This is a genomic window from Mesorhizobium sp. M0778 (genome assembly GCF_040320105.1).
Lineage (GTDB): Bacteria > Pseudomonadota > Alphaproteobacteria > Rhizobiales > Rhizobiaceae > Mesorhizobium.
This window is the reverse complement of the sequence record NZ_JAMYPA010000057.1, coordinates 1-735: the sequence shown is the minus strand read 5'-3', so window position 1 is coordinate 735 and position 735 is coordinate 1. Positions and strand designations below refer to the sequence as shown.

The following is a 735-nucleotide window of genomic DNA, read 5'->3' as shown; positions in this document are numbered from 1 at the left end:
CAGGTGCGCACGCCAATGGAAGAGATCGTCTCGATATCGCGTGCAATTCCAGCCCCACCGCTGGAGTCTGATCCGCCGACCACGAGCACATGCGGTTCTCGCCTCAGCGCCATGGCTTTGTCTTTTCGATCCATTCTCGCGTGCGCGCTTCGGGATCGGCATTCAAGGTGATGTCGGTGACCACCGCGGCGCTGTCCGCACCAGCCTCGAAGACACCGTCGAGCCGGTCGGGGTTGAGGCCGCCGATGGAGACCAATGGGATCGGCGCCACCCGATGCTTCCACTCGCTGATCCGCTCGAGCCCTTGCGGCGCCCATTTCATCTGCTTCAGGTCGGTGGGATAGATGGGGCCGAGCGCGATATAGTCGGGCTCGGCAGCGATGGCCGTTTCCAGTTCGAGATGATCGTGCGTGCTGAGCCCAAGCTTCAATCCGGGGTACTTAATCGCCAGCAGGTCGGCCGCAGCCAAATCCTCTTGGCCGAGATGGACGAAGTCGCAGCCTTCCTCAATGGCGAGCCGCCAATGGTCGTTGACGATCAGTTGGCAACCATGGACCGCGCAGACGCCGTTCGCGCGGCGGATTTCCGTCCGCAACGTGGCCTCGTCCCTATCCTTGATGCGCAACTGAACCAGCTTGACGCCAAGCGGCACCAGCCGTTCGATCCAGGCGGCGCTGTCGACGATCAGGTAGAAGGGGTCGAGCTTCATGAAAAAACTGCCCTGCCAATTGTCGG

At 61.9% G+C, this 735-nt stretch carries 1 protein-coding gene and 1 pseudogene; both read right to left on the bottom strand.

Going from position 1 to position 735, the window contains the following annotated elements; genetic code table 11:
• Positions 1–113, bottom strand: a pseudogene (locus tag NKI22_RS31375) (hydroxymethylpyrimidine/phosphomethylpyrimidine kinase); the annotation flags it as partial.
• A complete protein-coding gene (locus NKI22_RS31370; RefSeq protein ID WP_352959700.1) occupies positions 104–709 on the bottom strand; it encodes a thiamine phosphate synthase in 606 nt (201 codons plus the stop codon). The pseudogene NKI22_RS31375 and the gene NKI22_RS31370, both read right to left, overlap by 10 nt.
• Between the last annotated feature and the right edge of the window lie 26 nt (positions 710–735).